Consider the following 21,758-nt stretch of genomic DNA (forward strand, 5'->3'; position numbering starts at 1 on the left):
GGTCCAGGTGTCAGGGGGATTACGGCTGGACGGGGCGCGGGCCGGGCAGCTGATCGGCGGACGGGCGAGGCGCGAGGCCGCGACGCGGCCCGGCTGCGCGAGCACCCGAACATCATCACCATCCACGACCTCGTCCATGCCGCCGCCCTCCCGAGCGGCCCCGGCCGTCACCGCTGACGGGGGACCAGGTCCTGCCGGATCGGGCCGCCTCACGCGTGGAGCCTCACGGTCGGCCGTGGTCAGTACGCGAGCAGGCCAGTGGTGTCGAGGACGAAACCGAAGGGCTCGGGGATGTGGACGGATTCCCCGAAGGCGGCGTCCTCCCGGAGCCGGTAGCGGTCGTTCTCGGGCTCGCTGAGCAGGGTCACGGTCTTACGTCCGGGATCGACGATCAGATAGGCGGGGATCCCCATCCGGGGATAGTCCCGGACCTTTCCCTCCCAGTCGTTCTCCGGGTTCGAGGGGGAGACGATCTCGACGGCGATCAGGGCGACCTCGGCTGGAATCCGGTTCTCCGTGGTCGCCATCGCGTCCTCGGGGAGGTAGGTCAGGTCCGGGTTGCGGAGTTTGCCGATCGCGGGTGAGGACAGATCGGAGTTCCCGGATGCCAGGTAGCCCTCCGGGGCGTGGGCCTCGAACTGACGCTGGATCAGGGCCGGGTTCCGCTGGTGGATACCCGAGGCGAGGCTTGCATGATGATCAGATCGCCGGAGACCTCGACCTTGATGTTCTTCGGCGCGATCCTGCGGGCTTCCTCGATCAGGTCGAGGTGGTGCGCGGACATCTGTCCTCCTGGGCCGGCTCGCCCCCGGCGTAGACGGCCCACTCGTGGCCAGGCTCACTTCCGCGGGTTCGCCCTCCGGGTCGGCTCGGCCGTGGTCGGGTCCTCGGGCCAGGGGTGGCGCGGGTAGCGGCCGCGCAGGTCGGCGCGGACGGCGCGGTAGCCCTCGCGCCAGAAGCCGGCCAGGTCACCGGTGACGGCGGCCGGGCGCCCGGCGGGGGAGAGCAGGTGGACGGTGAGCGGGATGCGGCCGCCGGCCAGGGCCGGGGCCGCCGCCCAGCCGAAGAGCTCCTGGAGCTTGACGGCGAGCACCGGGCGCTCGCCGCTGTAGTCGACCCGGATCCGCGAGCCGCTCGGCACGGTGATCCGTTCGGGCGCCAGCTCGTCCAGCCGCCCGGCCTCGCCAGTGGCCCAGGGGAGCAGGCGTTGCAGGGCCGAGCCGGTGTCCAGGCGCTCCAGGTCGGCCCGCCGCCGGGCGCGGGAGAGCTCGGGCTCCAGCCAGGCGTCGGCCGCCGCGAGCAGCGCGGCGTCGCTGACGTCCGGCCACGGCGCGCCGATCGCGTGGTGCAGGAAGGCCAGCCGCGCGCGCAGCGAGGTCGCGCCCTCCGGCCAGCGCAGCAGCTCGCCCACCCCCTCCCGCTCCAGCCCCTCCAGCAGCGCGGCCCGCACCAGGGCCGGGTCGGGCCGGGTGAGCCGCTCGGCGTCCAGTTCGAGCGCGCCCAGCGCGGTGAGCCGACGGGCCGCCAGCTCGCCGCGCCGGCTGCCGGGCGGGACGGCCCAGCGCACCTCGTCCCGCTCGGTGAGCAGGTGGGCGGCCGCGCGGCGGGCACTCTGCTCGTCGATCACCACGGCCCGCTGGACCCGGGCGGTGGCCGCGCCCGCCGGGCGGTCGGCGACCGCGACGGCCAGCCAGGACGCGCCGCTCAGCGCCGAGCCGGGCGCGGTCTCGGCGGCGGTGCCGGAGGCCATCAGGAAGGCGCCGCCGCGCGCCCGGGCCACCCGCTCCGGATGGGCGAGCGCGACCAGCAGCCCGGCGGCGGCCGCGTCCGGCAGCGCGGCGCGCTCGGGCCCGTCCACCTGGGCACGCAGCCGCCGCACCTCCTGCCGCCAGCGGCCGGCGTAGGGGTCGCTGCCGGCCCGCACCGCGCGCCAGATCGCTGACAGGTCGTCACCCAGCTCCCGGGGAGGCTCCTCCGAGAGCAGCGCGACCACCTCCGCCGCGCGCCGGGGGCCCACCACCGGCGCGCCGTCCAGCAGCGCGCGCGCCAGCCGCGGGTGCAGGCCGGTGCGCGCGAACCGGCGCCCACGCTCGGTGGCGCGCCCGTCCGGCGCCAGCGCGCCCAGCGCGAGCAGCGTGTGCCGGGCGGCCGCCATCGCCCCGGCCGGCGGCGGGTCGGGCAGTGCGAGCCCGGTGGCGTCCGGGTCGCCCCAGCAGGCGGCCTGCAGCGCGAAGCCGGTGAGGTCGGCCAGGGCGATCTCGGGGGTCGGGAAGCGCGGGGCGTGGGCATCGGCCACCTCGGCCCAGCAGCGGTAGACCGCGCCCGGCGCCTCGCGCCCGGCCCGCCCGGCCCGCTGGCGGCCGGCCGCCAGCGAGGCCCGCACGGTGACCAGGCTGCCGAGCCCGCGCGCGTGGTCGGTGCGCGGCTCGCGGGCCAGCCCGGAGTCCACCACGATCCGCACGCCCGGCACGGTCAGCGAGGACTCGGCCACCGAGGTGGCCAGGATCACCCGGCGCCGCTCGCCCACCGCGAGCGCCGCGTCCTGCACGGCGGCCGGGGCCTGCCCGTGCAGCTGCAGGACGGCCGTGTCGAGCCCGCCCAGCTGTCCGGCCACCCGGGCGATCTCGCCGACGCCGGGCAGGAAGCAGAGCAGGTCGCCCGCGCGTTCCGCCAGTGCCCGCCGGATCGTGGCCGCGACGTGCGCCAGCAGGGCCGGGTCGGTGCGGGTGCCCTGCGGCGGCCGCACGGCGCGCGGCGGCGGCGCCCACACCACCTCCACCGGGTGCGCGGTCCCGTGCGCCGCCACCACCGGGGCGTCGCCCAGCAGCGCGGCCCAGGCCTCGGTGTCCGAGGTCGCGGAGGCGACGAGCACCGCGAGTTCGGGGCGCAGCGCGGCGCGCACGTCCAGCAGGAAGGCGAGCGCGGTGTCCGCGTCCAGGTGGCGTTCATGGCACTCGTCCAGCAGCACCACGTCCACCCCGGGCAGCTCCGGATCGCGCTGCAGCCGCTGCAGCAGCACCCCGGTGGTGACCACCTCGATGACCGTCGAGGGCCCCACCACCCGCTCCCCGCGCACGGTGTGCCCCACCCGCAGGCCCTCGCGCTCCCCGAGCAGCCAGGCCATCCGGCGCGCCGCCGCCCGCACCGCCAGTCGCCGGGGCTCGGCCACCAGCACCCGGCGCCGTGGCGCGGCCGGGTCCAGCAGCCCGGCCAGCGCGAGCGGCACCAGCGTCGTCTTGCCGGTGCCGGGCGGAGCGGCGAGCACGGCCACCCCGCGTTCGTCGAGGGCGGCGGCCAGGGCCGGCAGTGCGCTGCGGACGGGCAGGTCGAGGTTCACCCGGACAGTATTCAGCCCCGGCAATCAGCCCCGATCCAGCCCGGCGGGTTCAGCCCCGGCGGGTTCAGCCCCGCCCGGTTCGGCCCCGCCCGTTCGGCCGCGCCCGGTTCGGCCCCGGCGGGTTCAGCCCCGCCCGGTCACGAAGATCGCCGTCCCCGGGATGTGCCGGCCGCGCAGCGGGCTCCAGCCGCCCCACTCCTGCTCCAGGCCGGCCGGCCACTCCGGCTCCACCAGGTCGAGCAGCGTGAAGCCGGCCGCGACCAGCTCGCGCACCCGGTCGCCCAGCGTGCGGTGGTGCTCGACGTAGCTGGCCCGCCCCTGCTCGTCCTGCTCCACGTAGGGCGTGCGGTCGAAGTAGGAGGCGGTCGCGGTCAGCCCTTCCACCCCCGGCTCGTCCGGGAAGGCCCAGCGGATCGGGTGGGTGACGGAGAAGACCCAGCGCCCGCCGGGCCGCAGCACCCGGTGCACCTCGCGCATCAGCGCGGCGGTGTCGGCGCTGAACGGCACCGCCCCGTAGGCCGAGCAGGCCAGGTCGAAGGAGGCGTCGGCGAAGGGCAGCACCGCCGCGTCCGCCTGCACCAGCGCGACGGGCTCCGCCCCGCGACCCAGGTCGATCCGGCGCGAGTGCTGCAGCTGGCGGTGCGAGATGTCCAGCGCCACCGGGCGGGCGCCCCGAGCGCGCAGCCAGCGCGAGCACTGCGCGGCGCCCGCGCCGATCTCCAGCACGTCCTGTCCGGCGACCGGGCCGAGCAGTGCGGCGTCCGCCTCGTCCAGGCCCTCGGGGCACCAGGTGAACCGGTCGTCGCCGAGGAAGGCGCCGTGCTCGTCCTGGTACTCGTCGGCGTTGCGGTCCCACCAGGAGCGGCTGGCCCGGCTGCTCTCCTCGGCCGGCGCCGCCCGCCGCAGCGCGAGGTCCTCCTCCTCGCCCTCCGGGGCGCCGGCCTCAGGGGTGGTGTCAAGCGTCATCGTGCGCCTCGCGTAGGGTAGGGGCTGCGGAAAGCGCCGCTGCATGGCACCACCCCCTCGGGGGCGGGATCAGGCGGTGGCATCCGGGGAGCGGGCCCCCTCAACTGCCACTCCCCACGTCGGCCGGCCGGTCGCGTGAGGCGCGCAGTTGGAGGATATGGCTTGATCCATACCGGCCTGGACGGTTGCGCGACCTTCGACGTTGACCATGCCCGGCTGTCCCCGTATGCTACAAGTTGCGCTGCGGGCCTGCGCGCCTCGGACGGAGCAGGTCGCGCTCGCATCTGTCGAAGACCCCACGGTCGCAAGACGGACACCTCTTCTTGAGCAATCGAGGATGGTGGGCCGTGTTCTTGGCTGTCCGGCTTTCGGTGGGAGCGATACGGGCCCCCGCGTGGCATTACCTACGACTTCATGTCCGTACCGGAGCCCTTTTCCTAATGACGAGCCCCACCGACACCTCTGTCAGCACCACCCCGCAGGTTGCGGTCAACGACATCGGCGACGCGGAAGCATTCCTCGCGGCGATCGACGAGACCATCAAGTACTTCAACGATGGCGACATCGTTGAGGGCATCATCGTGAAGGTCGACCGTGACGAGGTGCTCCTCGACATCGGTTACAAGACCGAGGGTGTCATCCCCTCCCGCGAGCTCTCGATCAAGCACGACGTTGACCCGCACGAGGTCGTCAAGGTCGGCGACGAGATCGAGGCCCTGGTTCTCCAGAAGGAGGACAAGGAGGGTCGTCTGATCCTGTCCAAGAAGCGCGCGCAGTACGAGCGCGCCTGGGGCACGATCGAGAAGATCAAGGAAGAGGACGGGATCGTCACCGGTACCGTCATCGAGGTCGTCAAGGGTGGTCTCATCCTCGACATCGGCCTCCGTGGCTTCCTGCCGGCGTCCCTGGTCGAGATGCGCCGCGTCCGCGACCTGCAGCCCTACGTGGGCAAGGAGCTCGAGGCCAAGATCATCGAGCTGGACAAGAACCGCAACAACGTGGTCCTGTCCCGCCGTGCCTGGCTGGAGCAGACCCAGAGCGAGGTCCGCCAGACCTTCCTCACCACCCTGCAGAAGGGTCAGGTGCGCTCCGGCGTCGTCTCCTCCATCGTCAACTTCGGTGCCTTCGTGGACCTGGGTGGCGTCGACGGCCTGGTGCACGTCTCCGAGCTGTCCTGGAAGCACATCGACCACCCGTCCGAGGTTGTCGAGGTCGGCCAGGAGGTCACCGTCGAGGTTCTCGACGTTGACATGGACCGCGAGCGCGTCTCCCTGTCGCTGAAGGCGACCCAGGAGGACCCGTGGCAGCAGTTCGCCCGGACGCACCAGATCGGCCAGGTCGTTCCCGGTAAGGTCACCAAGCTCGTTCCGTTCGGTGCGTTCGTGCGCGTCGACGAGGGCATCGAGGGCCTGGTCCACATCTCCGAGCTGGCCGAGCGCCACGTGGAGATCCCGGAGCAGGTCGTCCAGGTCGGCGACGAGATCTTCGTCAAGGTCATCGACATCGACCTTGAGCGCCGCCGCATCAGCCTCTCGCTGAAGCAGGCCAACGAGTCCCTCGGTGCCGACCCGGCGACGGTCGAGTTCGACCCGACCCTCTACGGCATGGCTGCCTCGTACGACGACGCGGGTAACTACATCTACCCGGAGGGCTTCGACCCCGAGGCCAACGACTGGCTCGACGGCTTCGAGAAGCAGCGTGAGGCCTGGGAGGGCCAGTACGCCGAGGCGCAGAGCCGCTTCGAGCAGCACCAGGCCCAGGTCATCAAGAGCCGCGAGGCCGATGCCGAGGCCGCTGCCGAGGGTGGCGACGCGGTTGCCGCCGCCGCCGGTGGCAACTACTCCTCCTCCAGCGACGAGGGCGCCGGCGCCCTCGCCTCGGACGAGGCGCTGGCCGCCCTGCGCGAGAAGCTGGCCGGCGGCCAGAGCTGATCGCACAGCGCGACTCCGCGTGAGTTGAACTGAGTGGGCCCCCACCCGGGTGACCGGGTGGGGGCCCACTGCCATGTGGTGAGCCGGTTCGGGAGCTTGGTTCCTGAGGCGTTCCCGTGCCGGTTCCCGAGCGGAGTGCCGGATTTGGTGTGATAAGGCGCTCATCACGATCTTATGGGCGTTTTAGGACAGAAGACCTAGCGTGGGATGAGTTGCCCGACGGGCTCCCTCGCCCCGAACGCTAGGCATTCCGCTTGATGCGCTCATCTGCCGCTTCACCTCCCGCGCCCGCGGCCGCGCTCGCTCCCGGCAGGCTCGCCGCGCTGGGTCGCTTCTGCCACCGCCACCGGCGCTGGGTGCTCGCCTTCTGGGTGGCCGTGCTGGCGCTCGGGGTGCTGATCGGGGGCCGGGTCTTCGACAGCTCGGTCACCAACACCTCGGCCGGCGGCTACGAGTCGGCCCGGGGCGCTGCGGTGGTCGCCGCCGCCGATCCGTCCGCGGGCACCATCACCGCCGTGGTCGCCGGGCAGCCGGTGGACACCCCGGCCGTGCGCGGGACCGTCACGGCCACCGCCCGGGATCTGACCGGGCTGCCCGGGGTGCTCTCGGTCGCCGACGCCTACCAGGACGGGCAGCAGGCGCTGCGCTCCGCCGACGGCTCGGCGAGCCTGGTCGACGTCAGGATGGCCGCCGACTCCACCGCCGCGCAGCAGCAGGCGGTCAGCCAGCGGCTCGCCGCGATGCAGCCGCCCGGCGGCCACGTCACGGTCGGCGGCGACCTGGTGCTGCAGCAGGAGGTCAAGGACCAGACCCAGTCCGACACCAAGTTCGGCGAGATCGTCACACTGCCGCTCACGCTGGTCGTCATGGTGCTCGTCTTCGGCGGGCTCGCCGCGGCCAGCCTGCCGGTGATCGGCGCGATCGCCTCGGTCGGCGGGGCGCTGCTGGCGATGTTCGGTTTCAGCCACATCATGGACATCGACACCAGCGTGCTGCCGATCGCCACCGTGCTGGGCCTGGGCCTGTCCATCGACTACGCGCTGCTGATGGTCAACCGCTTCCGCGAGGAGCGCGGGCGCGGCGCGGACCTGGCCGCCGCCGTCGACCGGACGGCCGCGACGGCCGGGCGCACCGTCGCCTTCTCCGGCCTGACCGTGGCGGTCGCGCTCAGCGGTCTCTTCGTCTTCACCAACCCCGTGCTGCGGGCGGTCGGGGCGGCCGGCGTCAGCGTGGTCGTGATCGCGGTGCTGGCCGCGCTGACCCTGGTGCCCGCGCTGCTCGGCTTCGCCGGGCACCGGATCAAGCCACCCAAGCACGCGGAGCCGGACGAGGGCTTCTTCGCCCGCACCGTGCGCCGGGTGCAGCGCCGGGCCGTCCCGGTCGCGCTGATCTGCGTCGCCCTGCTGACCGCCGCCGGCGCGCCGTTCGTGCACGCCGAGATGCGCTCCACCGGCGCGGCCGTGCTGCCCACCAGCTCGGCGGGCCGCCAGGTCTCGGACACCATCGCGCAGCGGTTCCCGCAGCTGGCGCCCGCGCCGGTCACCGTGGTGGTGCAGGGCAGCGCGCAGGCGGCAGCGCACTATGCCGACGACGTGGTGGCCAAGCTGCCCGGGGTCGCCGGGGTGCGCGCGGTGCAGCCGGCGGGCACCGGCCTGAGCACCGTCGAGGTGCTGGTGCAGGGTGATCCGCAGGGCGGGCAGGCCAAGCGGGTGGTGGACGAGCTGCGCGCCGACCGGGGCGGCCTGACCACCTACGTGACCGGGGACGCCGCGAGCGTGGTCGACTTCCAGCACGAGCTGGTCGACCGCGGGCCGTGGGCGCTGGGACTGGTCGCGCTCGGCACCCTGGTGCTGCTCTTCCTGATGACCGGCTCGGTGGTGATGCCGGTCAAGGCGCTGCTGATGAACCTGCTCTCGCTGGGCTGCTCGCTGGGCGCGCTGACCATGGTCTTCCAGCACGGCTGGTTCAGCGGGCTGCTCGGCTTCACCCCGACCGGGGGGCTGGAGACCTTCATCCCGGTGCTGGTCTTCGCCTTCGCCTTCGGCCTCTCGATGGACTACGAGGTCTTCCTGCTGGCGCGGATCAAGGAGCTGCGGGACCAGGGGTACGACTGCAAGCAGTCGGTGCAGCTGGGCCTGCAGCGCAGCGGTCGGATCATCACCTCGGCCGCGCTGCTGATGGTGATCGTCTTCGCGGGGTTCGCGGCCGGGCAGATGCTGATGGTCAAGGAGATGGGCATCGCGCTGGCGGTGGCCGTCGCGGTGGACGCCACGCTGGTGCGCTGCCTGCTGGTGCCGGCCGCGATGTCGCTCTTCGGCGAGTTCAACTGGTGGGCGCCGGCCCCGCTGCGCAAGCTCTACCGCCGGTTCGGGCTGCGCGAGCACGTGGCGCTGCCGCCGCTGGCGGTACCGGCCGGCGCCTCGGTGCCGGCTCCGCGCAGCCCACAACCTCAGCTGGCGGGGCCCGAACCGGTCGGACCCGAGCTCACTCGCCGTTGACGCAGGCGTTGCCGAAGCCGGAGTTGAGCGCGCCGCCGAGGTTGGCGGAGTCGCAGGCCGCGGCGCTGCCGGCGCCGGCGAGGATCAGGCCGCAGAGGGCGACGGTCAGCAGCGGCAGCGCGCGGCGCTTCGACAGCAGGGCGGGGGCGGGCACCGGGCGGGAGGGCGGGGAGGTGCGCAGCGAGGTCACGCGAGGGTCCTTAGGGCTGGGCGGAACGGGTCTGCCCTGCTAACGCGCGACCGCGGCGAAAGTGACTGCGGCGAAAGTGACTGCGGCGAAGCGAGCGCGGGTCAGGTGATCCGCCGCAGGAGGTCGACGGCCTGGCGCAGGGTCTGCCGCTCCGACTCGGTCAGCTCGCGCTCGATGGCGGCGGCCAGGTGCTGCTCGCGCCGGCGGCGCTGGCCCTGGAGGGTGGCCATGCCCGCCTCGGTGGCGGTCAGCACGAGCTTGCGGCCGTCGGTGGGGTGGCGCTCCTGGCGGATCAGGCCGGCCTGGAGCAGCAGGGCCACGGTGCGGGCCATCGACTGGTGGCGCACCCGCTGGCGGTCGGCCAGCTCGGCGGTGGTGTGCGGGCCCTCGCGGACCAGCCAGCCCAGGGCGCCGGCCTGGTTCTGTGGCAGCGCGGACTCGGCGTGCCGCACCCGGCGCACCAGGTCGCCGAGGGCGGCGCGCAGGTCGGCGGCGAGTTGCAGGCCGGCGGTCGGCGGCCCGTCGGCCTGCGGCTCGATCGGCGGAGGATTGTCCATGCGACCACTCTACCCGCGATATGTACAGCTGAGCTGTGCAGCCTTGCTGTACAGTCCTGCTGTATGAAGCTGACCAAGTTTGGACACGCGTGCGTCCGCATCGAGCAGAACGACACCACTGTGGTCATCGACCCGGGCCTGTTCACCGAGCCGGCGGCGGTCGAGGGTGCCGACGCGCTGCTGATCACCCACGAGCACTTCGACCACTTCACCGAGGACCAGGTCCGCGCCGCCCTGGCCGCCAATCCGGGCCTGCGGATCTGGACCAACCGCGCGGTCGCCGACCAGCTGGCCGGTCTCGGCGCCGCTGTGAGCGTGGTCGGCGCGGGGGACGCGTTCGAAGTCGGCGGGATCGACGTCTTGGTGCACGGGGAGTGGCACGCCGTCATCCACCCCGACGCGCCGCCGGTCTCCAACATCGGCTTCCTGCTGGACGGCCGGCTCTTCCACCCGGGGGACGCGCTGACCGTGCCGGAGCAGCCCGTGGCCACCCTGCTGCTGCCGATCGCCGGGCCGTGGAACAAGGTCGGCGAGCTGATCGACTACGTCCGCGAGCTGGCGCCGGGCCGGGTGCTGGGCATTCACGACGCGGTGCTCAGCGACATCGGGCTCGGCATCGGCGAGCGCTGGCTCGGCGAGCACGGGCCGGGCACCGGGGTGCCCTACGGCCACCTGCGGCCCGGCGCCGGCCTGGAGCTCGACGCTGTGTAGTCTGCGGCCATGCGCAAGAGCGGGCGGAAGATCGGACTGACCGGCGGCATCGGGGCGGGCAAGAGCGCGGTCGCGGACCTGCTGGTCGCGCTCGGCGCGGTGCTGATCGACTCCGATCGGATCGCCCGCGAGGTGGTGGCCCCCGGCACGCCCGGACTCGCCGCGGTGGCCGCGGAGTTCGGCCCCGGCGTGCTGGGCGCCGACGGCGCGCTGGACCGGCCGGCGCTGGGTGCGATCGTCTTCGGCGACCCCGCGCGGTTGCGGGCGCTGAACGCGATCGTCCACCCGCTGGTCCGGGCCCGCTCGGCCGAGCTGGAGGCGGCCGCCGCCCCCGGCGCCGTGGTGGTCCACGACGTCCCGCTGCTGGTCGAGAACGGCCTGCAGCCGCTCTACGACCAGGTGATCGTGGTCGACGCCGACGAGTCGGTGCGTCTGGACCGCCTGGTCCGGCTGCGCGGCATGTCCGAGGACGAGGCCCGTTCCCGGATGGCCGCCCAGGCCACCCGCGAGCAGCGGCTGGCGGCGGCCGACCTGGTGGTGGCGAACAACGGCACGGTCGAGGAGTTGGAGCGGCGGGTCGCGGCCGTGTGGGAGCGGCTCACGTCGACGGCTGGATGAGGTCCCAGCGGTTGCCGTAGAGGTCGGCGAAGACCGCCACCGTGCCGTAGGCCTCCCGCCGCGGCTCCTCCAGGAACCGGACCCCGGCGGCGGCCATCCGCGCGTGGTCGCCCTCGAAGTCGGCGCTGTGCAGGAACCAGCCCACCCGGCCGCCGGTCTGGTCCCCGATCCGCGCCACCTGCTCCGCCTTGGACGGCCGTGCCAGCAGCAGCCCGGCCCCGTCCCCGCCGCGCGGCCCCACCACCACCCACCGCCCGCCGTCCCCGCGCGGGCTGTCCTCCCGCAGCTCGAAGCCGACGGCGTTGACGTAGAAGTCGATGGCCTCGTCGTAGTCGCGGACGAGGAGGGCGGTGAGGGTGATCATGGGGGAGAGCGTAGGCGATCGGGCGGCGGCACCGGTCACTTCCGGTGCCGCCGCCCGAGCCGGTGGCGCGGTCAGACGTGGGCGCGGTCAGACGTGGGCGCAGACCACGTAGACGCTGATGCCCACCGAGGAGTAGCCGGGCTGGTGGCCGATGCCGATCCAGCCGTTGCCGTCCTCGGTCGGGAAGCTGCCGTTCAGGATCGAGTCGTTGCCCCGGGCCTCGGCGCCGCCGCCGATGGCCTTCTTGCCGTTCGGGCAGTAGACGGTCCGGCGCTGGAAGTTGCCGACGTTGGCGTTGTCGAGCGTGACGATCTGGTAGCCCTCGAACGCCTGGGCGGCGGCCGGCTGGGCCTGCTGGGCCGGCTGGGTGTCGGCGGTGTCGTCGGCGTTGGCCTGGACGGTCCAGCCCACGCCCGCCGCCAGCGTCATCGCCATGGCACAGGCTCCCAGCACGACCTTGCGTCGCATCATGAGCGTCGTCTCCTTTTCCGGGTGCGGGCGAGCCCGTCGTCCGGGACTCGCTCCGCTGGGAGCATCGGCAGGAAAGTGTGCCGGGTTGAGCCAAACCCCACCTTCGATTGAATACGAAGCATCCTGGCCGTGCAGGGTGTCAGGACGGCTGCGTGCGCCGGGGCAGCAGTCTGCGGGCGCCGGGTCCCTCGGCGCCCTGGGTGTCGTGGGGGTTGTAGAGGGCGCACTTGCCCAGCGAGAGGCAGCCGCAGCCGATGCAGCCGGTGAGGTGGTCGCGCAGGCGCTGCAGGTCGGCGATCTGCTGGTCGATCCGGGACTGCCAGGTGGTGGCCACCGGGCGCCACTCGGCGGCACTGGGGGAGCGGTCGACGGGGAGGTCGGCCATCGCGGCGCGGGCCTCGTCCAGGGAGAGGCCCACGCGCTGGGCGGCGCGGACGAAGGCGACCCGGCGCAGCGTCTGGCGGGCGAAGACGCGGCGGCCGCCGGGGGTGCGCTCGGCGTGGATCAGGCCGAGCTCCTCGTAGTAGCGCAGCGCGGAGGGGGCCAGGCCGCTGCGGGCGGCGAGTTCGCCGATGCTCAGGTGGGCGTTCATGGGAGCGGATTCTAGGGCTTGACCTCAAGTGGGCTTGAAGTAGCACCCTGGTCGCATGATCAAGACGTACGGGGAACTGCCCGGCCTGATGGGCCGGATGACCGGGGCCGACAAGCACGGCCCGGCCGCGCTCTCCACCCTCGACGCGCTCTGGGTGCTCTACGAGCGGGTGCTGCGGGTGGCGGACCCGCGGGACCCGGAGCGGGACCGGTTCCTGCTCTCCAAGGGCCACGGGCCGATGGCCTACTACGCGGTGCTGGCGGCCAAGGGCTTGCTGCCCGAGGAGTGGCTCGACGGCTTCGGCGGCTACCACTCGCCGCTGGGCCACCACCCCGACCGCACCCTGGTGCCCGGGGTGGAGATCGGCTCCGGTTCGCTGGGGCACGGCCTGCCGCTGGCGGTGGGCACCGCGCTGGGGCTGCGCGCCCAGGGGCTGAGTGGCCCGGCGGTCTGGACGCTGCTCGGGGACGCCGAGTTCGACGAGGGCAGCAACCACGAGGCGCTGGCCTACGCCGGGGCGATCGGGCTGGAGCGGCTGCACGCCGTGGTGATCGACAACTCCTCGGCCACGCACGGCTGGAGCGGCGGCATCGCCACCCGGTTCACGGCGGCCGGCTGGTCGGCGGTGACCGTCGACGGGCACGACCACGCGGCGCTGTACGGCGCTTTCACCACCGAGCACCCGGGCCGGCCGCACGCCGTGATCGCCCGGGTCGAGCCCAAGAACTGAGCAGGGGGAGAAGACGGATGGACACCATGCGGGAGCGTTTCGTCACCGTGGCGGCCGAGTTGCTGGACCAGGACCCGCGCACCGCCCTGGTGCTCGCCGACATCAGCGCCGCCGGCTTCACGGAGGCCGCCGCCGCGCACCCCGACCGGGTGCTCAACGTCGGCATCCGCGAGCAGCTCATGATCGGGGTGACCGGCGGGCTGGCGCTGGCCGGGCTGCGGCCCATCGCGCACACCTTCGCGAGCTTCCTGATCGAGCGGCCCTTCGAGCAGGTCAAGCTCGACCTGGGCCACCAGGGCGTGGGCGCGGTGCTGGTCAGCGCGCTGGGCTCGTACGACTGGCCGGCCGGCGGCCGCACCCACATGAGCCCGGGGGACGTGGCGCTGCTCGACACGCTGCCGGGCTGGACGGTGCACGTGCCCGGGCACCCCGACGAGGCCGAGGCGCTGCTGCGGCACGCGGTGGCCGACGGGGACCGCAACGTCTACGTCCGGCTCTCGCTGCAGCAGAACGCCCGGGCGCGGGCCGTCGAACCCGGACGGTTCCTGACGGTCCGCCAGGGCGCGGGCGCCACCGTCGTCGCCGTCGGCCCGCTGCTCGACGCGGTGCTGGCCGCGACCGAGGGGCTGGACACCACCGTCCTGTACGCCGCCTCGGTGCGGCCCTTCGACGCCGCCGCGCTGCGCGCCGCCGGCTCCACCGACGTGGTGCTGGTGGAGCCGTACCTGGCCGGCACCTCCAACAACGAGGCGCACCAGGCGCTCGCCGACCTGCCGCACCGGGTGCTGGGCCTGGGCGTCCCGCGCGAGGAGCACCGGCACTACGGGTCGATGGACGAGCACCTGGCGGCCTACGGCCTGGACCCGGCCGGGCTGCGCGCGAGCATCACCGGGTTCCTGTCGCGGTGATCGCGCAGGAGCGCGGGCCCAGCCGCCCCGCCGCCACCTCGCCCCAGCTCGCCAGCAGGGTGCCGGCGGGCGCCTCGCCGGGCTTCTCGCCGAAGTTCACCGCCACCCGGAACCCGCCCCGGTGCACGGTGAGCTGCCCGGCCGCCTCGTCGAAGTCCACCCGCACGGTGCTGAGGTCCGGGTCGAGCAGCGCCGGATGCTCCCGCCGCAGCCGGATCAACCGGCGGTACCAGCGGAGCAGTTCGGCGTGCTCGCCGGAGCGCGGCTCGCTCCAGTCCAGGGTCGAGCGCAGCACCGTGGCCCGGTCCTGCGGATCGGGCACCTCCTCGGCCGCCCAGCCGAACGCCGTGAACTCCCGCCGCCGACCCTGGCGCACCGCCTGGGCCAGGTCGGGATCGGTGTGGTCGGTGAAGTACTGCCAGGGCGTTGCGGCCCCCCACTCCTCGCCCATGAAGAGCATCGGGGTGAACGGCGAGGTGAGGACCAGCGGTGCGGTCAGCGCGAGTTGACCCGCCGTCAGGCGGTCGCCCCGGGCCCGGTTGCCGATCTGGTCGTGGGTCTGCGCGTAGCCGAGCAGCCGGTGGCCCTCGGCCGGCGGGAACGGCCGGCCGTGGTGGCGCCCGCGGAACGAGGAGAAGGTGCCGTCGTGGAACCAGCCGCGGGTCAGCGTGCGGGCCAGCGCGGCCAGCGGGGCGCGGCCGAAGTCGGCGTAGTAGCCCTGCCGTTCACCGGTGGCCGCCGCGTGCAGCGCGTGGTGGAAGTCGTCGCTCCACTGCGCGCCCAGCCCCAGGCCGCCGGCCTGCCGGGGGGTGACGAGGCGCGGGTCGTTCAGGTCCGACTCGCCGATGAGGAACAGCGGGCGGTTCAGCTCGGCGGCCAGGCGCTCGACGGCGGTGGCGAGTTCCTCCAGGAAGTGCGTCGCCCGGTCGTCCACCAAGGCGTGGACCGCGTCCAGCCGCAGGCCGTCGATCCGGTAGTCGCGCAGCCAGGCCAGCGCGCTGCCCCTCAGGTAGGCCCGCACCTCGTCCGAGCCGGGCGCGTCCAGGTTGACCGCCGCGCCCCAGGGGGTCTGGTGCCGCTCGGTGAAGTACGGACCGAAGGCGGGCAGGTAGTTGCCGGAGGGGCCCAGGTGGTTGTGCACCACGTCCAGGATCACGCCCAGGCCCTCGCGGTGCGCCGCGTCCACGAAGCGCTTGAGCCCCTCGGGGCCGCCGTAGGGCTCGTGCACCGCCCACGGCGCCACCCCGTCGTAGCCCCAGCCGTGCCGGCCGGGGAAGGGGCAGACCGGCAGCAGCTCCACGAAGTCCACGCCCAGCTCGACCAGGTGGTCCAGGCGCTCGATCGCCCCGGCGAAGGTACCGGCCGGGGTGAAGGTGCCGATGTGCAGCTCGTAGACCACGGCGCCGGGCAGCGGCCGCCCGTGCCAGTCGGTGTCCGACCAGCGGAAGGCGGCGTGGTCGACGGCTCGGCTCAGGCCGTCCGGGCCGTCGGGCAGCCGGGCCGAGCGCGGATCGGGCAGCGCCCGGGCGCCGTCCAGCCGGAAGCCGTACCCCTGCCCGGCCGGCGCCTCGCCCTGCCACCAGCCGCCCTCGCCCGGGGCCAGCGGGTGCGCGGTCCCGTCCACCTCGACCTCGACCCGCTCGGCGGTCGGTGCCCACACGCGATACTCGACGACGGCTCGCATCACGCCTCCCGGGCGAGCAGGGCGACGGTGTCCACCACACCGTCGAACGGACGGTCGGTCAGCAGGTCCCGCCACTGGCCGGGCAGCTCCAGCACGGCGGGCTCCCCGCGCCGCGCCAGTGCGTAGGGCAGCCGGGTGGCGACCACGGTGATGTCCGGGCCGCGCTGGTAGGCGATCAGGTGCTCGCCGGCCTCCAGCGGCCGGTAGCGGCCCAGTGGTCTGGTCAGGTGCAGGGCGGTGCGGGTCAGGCGTAGTTTGCGGCGCGCGAAGTCGGAGAGGTCGACTTCCGGGACGTCGAAGTCCACCGGTGCCCGGTTGTCCGGGTCGACCAGGGTGTGCAGCGGAAGTTCCGAGCCCTGGTAGAGGTCGGGGACCCCGGGCATGGTGAGGTGCAGCAGCGCGGCCGAGAGGCTGTTGCTGCGTGCGTAGGGCTCCAGGAACGCGACGAACGCGCCGATCCGCGCCATCAGCTCGGGCGAGGCGAGGACGGCCTCGGCGTGGTCGGTCACCGCGGCCTCGTAGACCGGGTCCTGGGCGGTCCAGCTGGTGGCCTGCTTCGCCTCGCGGACCGACTTGAGCAGCACCTGCCGCAGCCGCTCGCCCCCGAGGGGCCAGGCGGCCACCAGGGTCTGCCAGAGCAGCCACTGCGCGTTGCGGTCGGCCGGCCCGTCCACCAGCTCCGACCAGGCCAGGCACTCCTGGGACCACCGCTCGGGCAGCTCGGCGAGCACCGCGAGCCGGGCCCTGGCGTCCGCGCTGCGCTTGGTGTCGTGGGTGGAGAGGGCGGTCATGGTCAGCGGCCAGTTGCGCTGGATCTCCTCGCACCAGCGGTGGAAGTCGGCCGGGTCGACGCCCGGGTGCGCCGGGTCGCCGCCCACCTCGTTCAGGCTCAGCAGCGGGTACCAGCGGTAGAAGGCGGTGTCCTCCACGCCCTTGGCCGCCACCGCCGAGGCGGTCTGCGCGAACCGGGTGCGGAACTCGTCCTTGAGCGGCCCCGCGCCCAGGTGCCCCTGGGTCAGCAGCTCGACGAACTCGGTGGTCGACTCCGGCGTGGTGACGGTCCGCTCGGCGGTCTGCAGGTAGGGCCGGTAGACCGTGTAGTGGGTGAACAGCTCGCAGAGCGCCTCGCGCACCGCGGCCGGCGCGTGGTCGGCCAGCTCGGGTTCGGCGGCGCCGATCCGCTCGGCCAGGCGGACCAGCCGGTTCATCTCGGCGGCCAGTTCGCCCTGCGGGCAGGTCATCTCGGCGCGGCCCAGCCGGGCCTGCTCGGCGGCCGAGGAGCGCAGGCCGGTGTAGTCGGCGTAGAGCCCGGCCAGCCGGCGCACCCCGGCGCCGTCGGTCAGCACCCCGTCGACGTGCCGCAGGGCGTCGTAGCCGGTGGTCCCCGCGCACGGCCAGTCGCCCGGCAGCCGCTCCTGGCCGGTGAGGATCTTCTCCACCACCGTGTAGGCGCCGCCGGAGGCCTCGGCCAGGCGGCGCAGGTAGCCGCGCGGGTCGGCCAGCCCGTCGGGGTGGTCGACCCGGAAGCCGTCGATCACCCCCTCGGCGTGCAGCCGCAGCAGCACCGCGTGGGTGGCCCGGAACACCTCCGGGTCCTCCACCCGCAGCGCGATCAGCTCGTTGATGCTGAAGAAGCGGCGGTAGTTGAGCTCGGTGCCGGCCAGCCGCCACCAGGCCAGCCGGTAGTGCTGCCGGGTGAGCAGCTCGCGCAGCGGCAGCCGCTCGGTGCCCGGGCGCAGCGGGAAGACGTGGTCGTAGTAGCGCAGGGTGTCCTGGTCCACCTTCAGCTGGTCCAGCACCGCGCCGAGCCGGTCACCCAGCACCGGCAGCAGGATCCGGCCGCCCTGGGCCGCCCAGTCGATGTCGAACCAGTGTGCGTAGGGCGACTGCGGCCCGTCGCGCAGCACCTGCCAGAGCGGGTGGTTGAGCCGCTCCGGCACCGGCAGCGCCATGTGGTTGGGGACGATGTCGGCGATCAGCCGCAGCCCGTGCTCGCGGCCGGCGGCGGCGAGCGCGCGCAAGGCCCGCTCGCCGCCCAGCTGTTCGCTGATCCGGGTGTGGTCGACCGTGTCGTACCCGTGGCTGGAGCCGGGGGTCGCCTCCAGCAGTGGGGACAGGTGGAGATGGGAGACGCCGAGCCCGGCCAGGTAGGGGACGGCCGCCGCGGCGTCCACGAGCGTGAACGAGGGCTGCAGCTGCAGGCGGTAACTCGCCGTAGGGGGTGAGATCACACCCCATGCCTACCCGGTACGCCGTGGCCGTACGACCCGCTTCGGCCGCCCGGCCCGGGCCCCGGCTCACGCCGGTCGCTGAAGCACCAGCAAGGAGCGGTCGGCGAGCCAGAGCCCGTCGCCCTCCTTGACCAGAAGTCCGGTCCCCGGGGTCGGGAGTGTCGCGAGGGTGGTGTCCACCACCACCTGCCACTCCTCGCCGTGCTCCTTGGGCACCGTGAACTGCAGCGACTCGTGGTGCGCGTTGAACATCAGCAGGAAGGAGTCGTCGGTGATCCGCCCGCCGCGCCGGTCCGGCTCGGAGATCGCCGAGCCGTTCAGGAAGACGGTCAGCGACTTGGCGTAGCTGGCGCCCCAGTCCCGCTCGGTCATCTCCTCCCCGCTCAGGGTGAACCAGGCGAGATCGGTCAGGTCGTCGTGCGCCGCGGCCACCGGGCGGCCGCGGAAGAAGCGGCGGCGCCGGAAGACCGGGTGGTTGCGGCGCAGCCAGACCATGCCCTGGGTGAACTCCAGCAGCTCCTGGTCGCCGGGCCAGCTCACCCAGGAGAGCTCGCTGTCCTGGCAGTAGGCGTTGTTGTTGCCCAACTGGGTGCGCCCCAGCTCGTCGCCGTGCGAGAGCATCGGCACGCCCTGGGAGAGCAGCAGCGTGGCGATGAAGTTGCGCTGCTGACGGGCTCTCAGCTCCAGGACCCTGGTCTCCTTGGTGGGGCCCTCGGCGCCGCAGTTCCAGGAGCGGTTGTGCGACTCGCCGTCCCGGCTCTGCTCGCCGTTGGCCTCGTTGTGCTTGTCGTTGTAGGAGACCAGGTCGCGCAGGGTGAAGCCGTCGTGGCAGGTGATGAAGTTGATCGAGGCGATCGGGCGCCGGCCGTCGTGCTGGTAGAGGTCGGAGGAGCCGGTCAGCCGGGAGCCGAACTCGGCCAGTGTGGCGGGCTCGCCGCGCCACAGGTCGCGCACGGTGTCGCGGTACATGCCGTTCCACTCGGTCCACAGCGGTGGGAAGTTGCCCACCTGGTAGCCGCCCTCGCCGACGTCCCACGGCTCGGCGATCAGTTTGGTCTGGGAGACCACCGGATCCTGCTGGACCAGGTCGAAGAACGAGGAGAGCCGGTCCACCTCGTGGAACTGCCGGGCCAAGGTGGCCGCCAGGTCGAATCGGAAGCCGTCCACGTGCATCTCGGTGACCCAGTAGCGCAGCGAGTCCATGATCAGCTGGAGCACGTGCGGGCTGCGCATCAGCATGCTGTTGCCGGTGCCGGTGGTGTCCATGTAGTACCGGCGGTCGTTGGCCAGCCGGTAGTACGAGGCGTTGTCCAGGCCGCGCATGGAGAGCGTGGGGCCCAGGTGGTTGCCCTCGGCGGTGTGGTTGTAGACCACGTCGAGGATCACCTCGATCCCGGCCGCGTGCATCGCCTTGACCATCGACTTGAACTCCTGCACCTGCTGGCCCCGGTCGCCGACCGAGGAGTAGGAGCCGTGCGGGGCGAAGAAGCCGACGGTGTTGTAGCCCCAGTAGTTGGTCAGCCCGAGGTCGCGCAGCCGGTGGTCGCGGACGAACTGGTGCACCGGCATCAGCTCGATCGCGGTCACCCCGAGCTTGGCCAGGTGCTCGATCAGCGCCGGGTGGGCCAGCGCCGCGTAGGTGCCGCGGATCTCCTCGGGGATGCCGGGGTGGGTGCGGGTGAGGCCCTTGACGTGCGCCTCGTAGATCACCGACCGGTGGTAGTCGGTGCGCGGCGGGCGGTCGTTGCCCCAGTCGAAGTACGGGTTGATCACCACCGAGTGCATGGTGTGCGGGCCCGAGTCGAGGTCGTTGCGACGCTCGGGCGCGCCGAAGTGGTAGCCGTAGACCGACTCGTCCCAGTCGATCGTGCCGCTCATCGCCTTGGCGTAGGGGTCGAGCAGCAGCTTGGCGCTGTTGTGCCGCTGGCCGCGCGCCGGGTCGTACGGTCCGTGCACGCGGAAGCCGTAGCGCTGGCCCGGCTGGATGCCGGGCAGGTAGGCGTGCCGGACGAACGCGTCGGTCTCGCGCAGCTCGATGGTGCTCTCCGTGTCGTCCGGGCCGAGCAGGCACAGCTCGATCCGGTCCGCGCTCTCGGAGAACACCGCGAAGTTGGTGCCCACCCCGTCGTAGGTGGCACCCAGGGGGTACGGTTGCCCCGGCCAGACCTGCATAAGCCTCAACTTCCCTGGTGTCAAGAGGAGCTGATGCTCCCTCGGGATGTTGGCGCACCGCTGGGTGCGGTATGCCCGGTGGCGCGCGTCACATGTCTGCGTGCCGCTCAGCGTGACGCACGGCACACCGCGCATCTACGCACTGTCATTTTTCCCTGGCGATTGCCATCGTTGCCGTTCCGCCCGCAATCTGACGCTCTTTCGGGGCGCATTCGCCCGAACGGGTGTCCGGCGGAGTGGTGAGGCGCGCGGTTGCTGACGCCCGGTGAGCGGGCCCGCCGCTCACCGGGATCGGCGGCGGGGCGACGTTGCGGTAGGGCAACGGGCCGCCCGGCGGGGCGGCCGGGCAGTAGTCTTGATCGTCACAGGGCCGGGCGCGGAGAGTTGAGGTAATCAGATGGTCTTCCCCGCCGACGAGTGGCCCGAAGGGGCTGGCGGAACGGCGGGGACGGCGGGCCGGTCCGAGGCGCCGACCGCCGTGCTGGGCTCACCCGGCGGCGGCCGGCTGGGCCCGGTCGTGCCCGGCCCGGAGGCCGCGGGCCCGACCTGGAGCGGCGAGCAGTGGCAGCGCGCCTACCAGCGGGTGCGGCTGACCGGGCGGGCCTACGTCTGGCTCAACCTGGTCGAGCAGCGGCTGCGCTCGCTCCTGGACGACCTGCTGCGCCCGGTCTACGCCCCCGCGCACGGCGCGGACTGGGTGACCGCCGCCGCGGGGCCGGTGGGCGAGGAGTGGGTGAGCCGGGCGGCGGCCGTGCGCGAGGTGAGCCGGCGCAAGGGCTTCCTGCTCGACCCGGCCGACGACGACCCGCTGGTCTTCCTCACCCTGCCCCAGCTGCGCGAGCTGATGGTGCAGCACTGGCCTTGCTTCGAGCCGTACCTGGACGACCGCCGGGAGATCGAGCTCGCGCTGGACGAGTTGGAGGTCGCCCGGCACGTGGTCTCGCGCAACCGCAGCCTCTCGCCGACCGTGCTGGCGCAGGCCGAGCGGGCCGCCGCCCGGGTGCTCGGCCTGCTGGACGGGCGGCCGGCCGCCGGGGCAGGCCTGCCCGCCGACGTGATCGAGGAGCTGGTGGCCGGGCGCTACGCGGACGTGACCGCGGTGCACGCCGACCGGATCCTGCTGCAGCGCGACCTGCCGATGGAGGACCTGCTGGAGGGCGCCCGGCGGTTGGACGCGCTCGGCATCGCGCTCGGCATGCTCTGCCAGAACTACACCGGCAAGCGGTTGGCCCGGCTGGCCGCCGAGGGCTGCCGGACCCGGCTGCTCTTCCTCAACCCCGCCAGCAGCGCGGTGCGCCGGCGCGAGCGGGAGCTGGGCCTGGGGCGCGGCGAGCTCTCCCGCTCGATCGAGATGAACATCATGCACGTGCGCCGGGTGCGGGCCCGGCTGCGCGATCCCGGCGCCTTCGAGATCCGGGTCTTCGACGAGACCCCCCGGTTCACCGCCTACCTGGTCGAGGGCACCCGGCTGCCCGGCTCGCGCCGCCGCACCGGGGACGTCGGCGTGGTGCAGCCCTATCTGCGCCGGGCCCGGGGCATCGAGTCGCCGGCCCTGGTGCTGCGGCCGGGGGCCGGCCCGGGGGAGGGCGAGGACCCCGGGTTGCTGGCGGTCTACCGCGAGGAGTTCGAGGGGGTCTGGACCGACTCACGGTCGGTCAGCTGAGCCCCGGCCAGGTCTTGACACCCCCCTGCCGTGCGCGTTCTCATATCCCCTGGCTAAGGTATGCCTAAGCTAAGCGCGGCCGTGCTTGGCGATGCCCGGCGGCGCACCCTGTCCGCCGGGCGCGACACGGACGTC

19 protein-coding genes are annotated in these 21,758 nt (G+C 73.5%); 7 read left to right on the forward strand and 12 right to left on the reverse strand.

What is annotated here, in order from left to right:
* Positions 1 to 239: 239 nt before the first annotated feature.
* From OG455_RS30030 to OG455_RS30045, 4 genes are all read right to left on the reverse strand, one after another.
* Complete coding sequence (locus OG455_RS30030) at positions 240 to 674, reverse strand: Uma2 family endonuclease (protein WP_266301007.1); 435 nt, start codon at positions 672 to 674, stop codon at positions 240 to 242.
* The gene (locus OG455_RS30035; protein ID WP_266301102.1) at positions 650 to 784 is read right to left on the reverse strand and encodes a hypothetical protein; all 135 of its coding nucleotides are present in this window, start codon (positions 782 to 784) and stop codon (positions 650 to 652) included. Before OG455_RS30035 ends, OG455_RS30030 begins: the two co-directional genes overlap by 25 nt.
* Before the next feature lie 54 nt (positions 785 to 838).
* Positions 839 to 3,337, reverse strand: coding sequence for an ATP-dependent helicase HrpB (hrpB, locus tag OG455_RS30040; protein WP_266299069.1), 2,499 nt, complete (start codon positions 3,335 to 3,337; stop codon positions 839 to 841).
* A 123-nt stretch (positions 3,338 to 3,460) separates the two neighbouring features.
* On the reverse strand, positions 3,461 to 4,303 hold the full coding sequence (locus OG455_RS30045) for a class I SAM-dependent methyltransferase (protein WP_266299071.1): 843 nt from the start codon (positions 4,301 to 4,303) through the stop codon (positions 3,461 to 3,463).
* Between the two features lie 440 nt (positions 4,304 to 4,743).
* Between OG455_RS30045 and rpsA the strand changes: the two genes are divergently transcribed.
* The gene (rpsA, locus tag OG455_RS30050; RefSeq protein ID WP_266299073.1) at positions 4,744 to 6,234 is read left to right on the forward strand and encodes a 30S ribosomal protein S1; all 1,491 of its coding nucleotides are present in this window, start codon (positions 4,744 to 4,746) and stop codon (positions 6,232 to 6,234) included.
* Between the two features lie 257 nt (positions 6,235 to 6,491).
* Entirely contained in the window at positions 6,492 to 8,732 is a 2,241-nt protein-coding gene (locus OG455_RS30055; RefSeq protein WP_266301008.1) for an MMPL family transporter, read from the forward strand.
* Here OG455_RS30055 and OG455_RS30060 read toward each other — a convergent pair.
* Together OG455_RS30060 and OG455_RS30065 are read right to left on the reverse strand one after the other, a co-directional pair.
* Complete coding sequence (locus tag OG455_RS30060; RefSeq protein WP_266299075.1) at positions 8,719 to 8,922, reverse strand: hypothetical protein; 204 nt, start codon at positions 8,920 to 8,922, stop codon at positions 8,719 to 8,721. The genes OG455_RS30055 and OG455_RS30060 overlap by 14 nt on opposite strands.
* A gap of 101 nt (positions 8,923 to 9,023) precedes the next feature.
* Positions 9,024 to 9,479 carry a MarR family winged helix-turn-helix transcriptional regulator gene (locus tag OG455_RS30065; RefSeq protein ID WP_266299077.1) on the reverse strand — a complete coding sequence of 152 codons (456 nt, stop codon included), beginning with the start codon at positions 9,477 to 9,479 and terminating at the stop codon, positions 9,024 to 9,026.
* Between the two features lie 63 nt (positions 9,480 to 9,542).
* Here OG455_RS30065 and OG455_RS30070 point away from each other — a divergent pair, with 63 nt between their 5' ends.
* Entirely contained in the window at positions 9,543 to 10,190 is a 648-nt protein-coding gene (locus OG455_RS30070) for an MBL fold metallo-hydrolase (RefSeq protein WP_266299079.1), read from the forward strand.
* A 9-nt stretch (positions 10,191 to 10,199) separates the two neighbouring features.
* Positions 10,200 to 10,808: a dephospho-CoA kinase gene (gene coaE, locus OG455_RS30075; protein ID WP_266299081.1), complete on the forward strand. Its 609-nt coding sequence runs from the start codon at positions 10,200 to 10,202 to the stop codon at positions 10,806 to 10,808.
* On the opposite strand, the gene OG455_RS30080 is transcribed toward coaE, so the two are convergent.
* From OG455_RS30080 to soxR, 3 genes are all read right to left on the reverse strand, one after another.
* Complete coding sequence (locus OG455_RS30080) at positions 10,789 to 11,172, reverse strand: VOC family protein (RefSeq protein WP_266299083.1); 384 nt, start codon at positions 11,170 to 11,172, stop codon at positions 10,789 to 10,791. The genes coaE and OG455_RS30080 overlap by 20 nt on opposite strands.
* Positions 11,173 to 11,259: 87 nt before the next feature.
* On the reverse strand, positions 11,260 to 11,643 hold the full coding sequence (locus tag OG455_RS30085) for a hypothetical protein (RefSeq protein ID WP_266299085.1): 384 nt from the start codon (positions 11,641 to 11,643) through the stop codon (positions 11,260 to 11,262).
* Positions 11,644 to 11,782: 139 nt separating this feature from the next.
* Complete coding sequence (gene soxR / locus OG455_RS30090) at positions 11,783 to 12,235, reverse strand: redox-sensitive transcriptional activator SoxR (protein WP_266299087.1); 453 nt, start codon at positions 12,233 to 12,235, stop codon at positions 11,783 to 11,785.
* A gap of 55 nt (positions 12,236 to 12,290) precedes the next feature.
* Between soxR and OG455_RS30095 the strand changes: the two genes are divergently transcribed.
* Positions 12,291 to 12,965: a transketolase gene (locus OG455_RS30095; protein WP_266299089.1), complete on the forward strand. Its 675-nt coding sequence runs from the start codon at positions 12,291 to 12,293 to the stop codon at positions 12,963 to 12,965.
* A 17-nt stretch (positions 12,966 to 12,982) separates the two neighbouring features.
* Positions 12,983 to 13,873 carry a transketolase family protein gene (locus tag OG455_RS30100; protein ID WP_266299091.1) on the forward strand — a complete coding sequence of 297 codons (891 nt, stop codon included), beginning with the start codon at positions 12,983 to 12,985 and terminating at the stop codon, positions 13,871 to 13,873.
* On the opposite strand, the gene treZ is transcribed toward OG455_RS30100, so the two are convergent.
* From treZ to glgX, 3 genes are all read right to left on the reverse strand, one after another.
* Positions 13,851 to 15,557 (reverse strand): malto-oligosyltrehalose trehalohydrolase, encoded by a 1,707-nt coding sequence (gene treZ, locus OG455_RS30105; RefSeq protein ID WP_266299093.1) that lies wholly within the window; start codon positions 15,555 to 15,557, stop codon positions 13,851 to 13,853. The two genes, OG455_RS30100 and treZ, sit on opposite strands and share 23 nt — an antisense overlap.
* Positions 15,557 to 17,788, reverse strand: coding sequence for a malto-oligosyltrehalose synthase (treY, locus tag OG455_RS30110; RefSeq protein ID WP_266299095.1), 2,232 nt, complete (start codon positions 17,786 to 17,788; stop codon positions 15,557 to 15,559). The genes treZ and treY overlap by 1 nt, the downstream gene beginning before the upstream one ends.
* A gap of 66 nt (positions 17,789 to 17,854) precedes the next feature.
* Entirely contained in the window at positions 17,855 to 19,960 is a 2,106-nt protein-coding gene (gene glgX / locus OG455_RS30115; RefSeq protein WP_266301009.1) for a glycogen debranching protein GlgX, read from the reverse strand.
* A gap of 397 nt (positions 19,961 to 20,357) precedes the next feature.
* Here glgX and OG455_RS30120 point away from each other — a divergent pair, with 397 nt between their 5' ends.
* Positions 20,358 to 21,623, forward strand: coding sequence for an SAV2148 family HEPN domain-containing protein (locus tag OG455_RS30120; RefSeq protein ID WP_266299097.1), 1,266 nt, complete (start codon positions 20,358 to 20,360; stop codon positions 21,621 to 21,623).
* Positions 21,624 to 21,758 lie beyond the last annotated feature (135 nt).

It is taken from the genome of Kitasatospora sp. NBC_01287 (assembly GCF_026340565.1).
In the GTDB taxonomy this organism is placed as follows: Bacteria; Actinomycetota; Actinomycetes; order Streptomycetales; family Streptomycetaceae; genus Kitasatospora.

Excerpts from the sequence above, each read along its gene's own strand:
- rpsA (WP_266299073.1), top strand. The coding sequence starts at position 4,744 with ATGACGAGCCCCACCGACACCTCTGTCAGCACCACCCCGCAGGTTGCG.
- soxR (WP_266299087.1), bottom strand. The coding sequence starts at position 12,235 with ATGAACGCCCACCTGAGCATCGGCGAACTCGCCGCCCGCAGCGGCCTG.
- OG455_RS30080 (WP_266299083.1), bottom strand. The coding sequence starts at position 11,172 with ATGATCACCCTCACCGCCCTCCTCGTCCGCGACTACGACGAGGCCATC.
- OG455_RS30085 (WP_266299085.1), bottom strand. The coding sequence starts at position 11,643 with ATGATGCGACGCAAGGTCGTGCTGGGAGCCTGTGCCATGGCGATGACG.
- OG455_RS30095 (WP_266299089.1), top strand. The coding sequence starts at position 12,291 with ATGATCAAGACGTACGGGGAACTGCCCGGCCTGATGGGCCGGATGACC.
- OG455_RS30055 (WP_266301008.1), top strand. The coding sequence starts at position 6,492 with ATGCGCTCATCTGCCGCTTCACCTCCCGCGCCCGCGGCCGCGCTCGCT.
- OG455_RS30100 (WP_266299091.1), top strand. The coding sequence starts at position 12,983 with ATGGACACCATGCGGGAGCGTTTCGTCACCGTGGCGGCCGAGTTGCTG.
- OG455_RS30035 (WP_266301102.1), bottom strand. The coding sequence starts at position 784 with ATGTCCGCGCACCACCTCGACCTGATCGAGGAAGCCCGCAGGATCGCG.
- OG455_RS30045 (WP_266299071.1), bottom strand. The coding sequence starts at position 4,303 with ATGACGCTTGACACCACCCCTGAGGCCGGCGCCCCGGAGGGCGAGGAG.
- OG455_RS30120 (WP_266299097.1), top strand. The coding sequence starts at position 20,358 with ATGGTCTTCCCCGCCGACGAGTGGCCCGAAGGGGCTGGCGGAACGGCG.
- coaE (WP_266299081.1), top strand. The coding sequence starts at position 10,200 with ATGCGCAAGAGCGGGCGGAAGATCGGACTGACCGGCGGCATCGGGGCG.
- OG455_RS30070 (WP_266299079.1), top strand. The coding sequence starts at position 9,543 with ATGAAGCTGACCAAGTTTGGACACGCGTGCGTCCGCATCGAGCAGAAC.
- OG455_RS30065 (WP_266299077.1), bottom strand. The coding sequence starts at position 9,479 with ATGGACAATCCTCCGCCGATCGAGCCGCAGGCCGACGGGCCGCCGACC.
- glgX (WP_266301009.1), bottom strand. The coding sequence starts at position 19,960 with ATGCAGGTCTGGCCGGGGCAACCGTACCCCCTGGGTGCCACCTACGAC.
- treZ (WP_266299093.1), bottom strand. The coding sequence starts at position 15,557 with ATGCGAGCCGTCGTCGAGTATCGCGTGTGGGCACCGACCGCCGAGCGG.